This is a genomic window from Flavobacterium sp. FPG59, from assembly GCF_002150205.1.
Taxonomy (GTDB): Bacteria; Bacteroidota; Bacteroidia; order Flavobacteriales; family Flavobacteriaceae; genus Flavobacterium.
Window position 1 is genome coordinate 1 of sequence record NZ_MTCA01000274.1, and the last position, 3508, is coordinate 3508.

At 36.0% G+C, this 3508-nt stretch carries 3 protein-coding genes; all 3 read left to right on the forward strand.

What is annotated here, in order from left to right:
* Positions 1 to 22 precede the first annotated feature (22 nt).
* The 3 genes from FPG59_RS14885 to FPG59_RS14895 are packed head-to-tail and all read left to right on the forward strand — an operon-like array spanning position 23 to position 2885.
* Positions 23 to 1222, forward strand: coding sequence for a di-heme oxidoredictase family protein (locus FPG59_RS14885; protein WP_086455351.1), 1200 nt, complete (start codon positions 23 to 25; stop codon positions 1220 to 1222).
* A gap of 2 nt (positions 1223 to 1224) precedes the next feature.
* Positions 1225 to 1665 carry a ubiquinol-cytochrome c reductase iron-sulfur subunit gene (locus FPG59_RS14890; RefSeq protein WP_086455349.1) on the forward strand — a complete coding sequence of 147 codons (441 nt, stop codon included), beginning with the start codon at positions 1225 to 1227 and terminating at the stop codon, positions 1663 to 1665.
* Positions 1662 to 2885, forward strand: a complete 1224-nt coding sequence (locus tag FPG59_RS14895; RefSeq protein WP_086455350.1) for a hypothetical protein — start codon at positions 1662 to 1664, stop codon at positions 2883 to 2885. Before FPG59_RS14890 ends, FPG59_RS14895 begins: the two co-directional genes overlap by 4 nt.
* Positions 2886 to 3508 lie beyond the last annotated feature (623 nt).

Below are 3508 nucleotides of genomic sequence, written 5' to 3' on the forward strand. Positions count from 1 at the left end.
GCCTAAAATTTAATTTATGCAAATGAAAACAATACACTTTTTTTTTTGGGTTATACCAATACTCTTGATCCTGTTATTCACATCTTGTGATGAAAATTATACTGAAATTCCTGCTGATGATGAAGTTTTAGATGGAACCGTTGAAGGGCTCTCCCATGAAGAGTTAGCACGTTTCTTAAAAGGTGATGCGGCATTCAATGAGGTTTTTACCCGTGAAACAGGACTTGGTCCTACCTTTGTTGCGTCAAGCTGTATCAGTTGTCATGCTGGCGACGGTAAAGGACACCCCTCTACCACACTTACCCGTTTTGGACAAATTGATGAAACAGGAAACTTGTTCCTAAACCAAGGTGGCCCACAATTACAAAATAGATCGCTACCCGGATTTTTACCCGAACAAATCCCATCTGGAGCTACTTTTGCTAAATTTACGCCACCAGCAAATACAGGTTTAGGATTTTTAGAATCTGTTACAGATGCAACTATCCTGGCAATGGCAGATCCTAATGACGTTAATGGTGATGGGATTTCTGGTGTTCCAAACTGGATAGTAGCTCCATCCTTTATTACACCGAATACTGATGCAATTTCACAAAACGGAAAATATATAGGCCGTTTTGGCAAAAAAGCCGCGGCTTTTGATTTATTGCACCAAACCGTAAATGCTTACAACCAAGACATCGGAATTACCTCTATATTCAATCCTATTGACGTTTATACTAATCTGGAAATTGATCCTGAAATTGCGACAAGTACCGTAAACGACGTTGTTTTTTACTTGCAAACATTAAAAGCACCAATTCAACGCAATCAAGGTGATGCAGTTGTTAAACAAGGAGCAACCATTTTTAACCAAATTAATTGCGCAAGCTGTCATAAATCTGAATTGAAAACAGGTTATTCACCTATTAAGGCCCTTTCAAATAAAACATTCGCTCCTTACACCGATTTGTTATTACACGATATGGGAAGCGGTTTAGACGATGGTTATACTGAAGGAAGCGCAAAAACTTACGAATGGAGAACACCACCACTATGGGGAATAGGGCTTTCTGAAGACGCACAAGGAGGGAACTATTTCTTAATGCACGATGGTAGAGCAAATAGTATTGAAAGTGCCATTTTAATGCATGGTGGCGAAGCAAACAACAGTAAAACAGGCTATCAAAATCTTTCACAATCAGACAGAGAGGCATTACTAAAATTTATAAAATCATTGTAATTATGAACAGAAAAGATTTTTTAAAAACATGTGGTTTTGGTTGTTTAGCAGGAATTTCAACTCTTACTTTATTACAAAGCTGCAGCACATCTAAAATTTTGGAAAAAGAGATAAAAGGTTCAGATATTCTAGTTCCATTGACTGATTTTGAAATCAAAAATAAGGGAATCATAGAATATAAAAAATACGTAATCATACAAAACGAAAAACTGACCCATCCTATTTGTGTTTATCGTTTTGACGCGAATAATTATAGCGCACTATTTATGCAATGCACTCATCAAGGAGCAGAACTGCAGGTTTTTGGAGATAAATTACAATGTCCGGCACATGGAAGTGAATTTAGCAACAAAGGAAGTTTAGAAAACGGCCCGGCTGATAGAAATTTACGAAATTTTCCGATCATAATAGATAACGGCACCCTTAAAATATCATTAAAATGAGACTAAAACTCCTATGCATAACATTTTTATTTTCTATAAATTTCTATTCACAAATCGACCCTGTTTTACTAAAAAGGACGTCTAAAGACAGTACAAAACAAGCTTTAAATATGGATGCTGTTTATAATCGTCCTTTTTTAAATATTGGAAAAACACCCATAGCCGTTGGAGGTTATCTGGAAGCTAATTGGCAACGCCTTTCCACCGATGGCGTTTCCGAAGGACATCAATTTCAAGCCAGACGATTAACCATTTTTATGTCATCGGCAATCAGCAAACGTGTGAAATTTTTAAGCGAGATCGAATTTGAAGAAGGTGGAAAGGAAATCGCTATAGAATTCGCCTCTGTGGATGTTGAATTTAATCCCTTGGTTAATTTTAGAGGAGGAATAATCATGAATCCTATTGGGGCTTTCAATCAGAATCATGATGGTCCAAAATGGGAATTTACCGACAGACCCATTTCAGCAACACAAATGTTACCGAGTACTTTTAGTAATGCTGGGGCTGGGCTTTTTGGAAAAAAATACTCGAAGAATTGGATGATTGGCTATGAAGCTTATTTCTCAGGAAGTTTTGATAACTCGATAATTGAAAACACAGAGAACAAAACTTTTCTGCCAGCTGCCAAAAACAATCCAGAACGTTTTGAAGAAATAAATAGCGGATTACCTTTATTTACTAGTAAAATCGCTATTCGAAACAGTAAAATTGGTGAATTAGGACTCTCCTATATGGGGGGCGTTTACAATAAATTTCAAGATGAAGGAATAATTTTAGACAAAAAACGACGTGTCGATATTTATGCATTAGACTTTAACACAACGCTTCCTAAAATTAAAACGTTTATAACTTCAGAATTGGCATGGGTTAAAGTAGATGTTCCGGAAACGTATGGCCAACAATTTGGCAATAAGCAATTTGGAGGATTTATCGATATCGTTCAACCTTTACTTACAAAAAATGTTTTAGGTTGGGAAAATGTTGTGTTAAACTTAGCTTGTCGACTGGAATATGTTGATTGGAACGTTGGAACCTTTAACGAAACTAGTGGGAATATTGCAGAAGATATTTGGAGCATCATGCCTGCGTTAAGTTTCCGTCCTACCTCACAGACTGTTTTTAGACTAAATTATCGCTTTCAGAAACAAACCGATATTTTAGGAAACCCACCGGCTACTACCGATGGATTTAGTGTTGGAGTTTCAACTTATTTTTAGGGATTTTTATAGACTAATTCTATCTATCGACAATTATAAATAATATAAACCAGAGGCTGTCCGAAAAGTAATTTTCGGACAGCCTCTGGTTGCTTAATTTAAGGATTAGTGCGTCCGAAACTTTATTGAAAAATTCCAAACAAAGATTAAAAGTCGATTGCGTGCTTATCTGTCCTGTGCTAACCATCAAATAGAGGTTAGTTTGGCTTCATCATCTTTTGTTAATTTTGGATATTTTGGGAATACCCAGTGACTGCATTGTACGCGCCGAACGCTGCACCTTTATAGTATTCATAAGTTGTGTGGGATAACTCATGGCATATCCAAAACACTATCTACCATATTTGTAAAACAAGTGGAAAGTTAATGTCCCCTCTTGTATAGTTTTTATTACCTGTTTATTAGGAACTAGCGCAGACAGTTTCAGTTTTTTCACTTCGTGGTCTGTTCTGTGAAATGTTCTATTAAGTTGGGTAATTTTAATAATTGTCCTTTTTCTGTGTTGACATACAGAAATATAAACAGGAATATTATTTCTACTTATGAGCTTTTTTTATACCATCATTAATCTAATTATTCCAAAAAAGTTTAATTTTAAACGCACAGTAAAGGAGGTAGAGGAG

Bases quoted from the DNA above. Each gene is read 5' to 3' on its own strand.
- FPG59_RS14885 (WP_086455351.1), top strand. From the start codon at position 23: ATGAAAACAATACACTTTTTTTTTTGGGTTATACCAATACTCTTGATC.
- FPG59_RS14890 (WP_086455349.1), top strand. From the start codon at position 1,225: ATGAACAGAAAAGATTTTTTAAAAACATGTGGTTTTGGTTGTTTAGCA.
- FPG59_RS14895 (WP_086455350.1), top strand. From the start codon at position 1,662: ATGAGACTAAAACTCCTATGCATAACATTTTTATTTTCTATAAATTTC.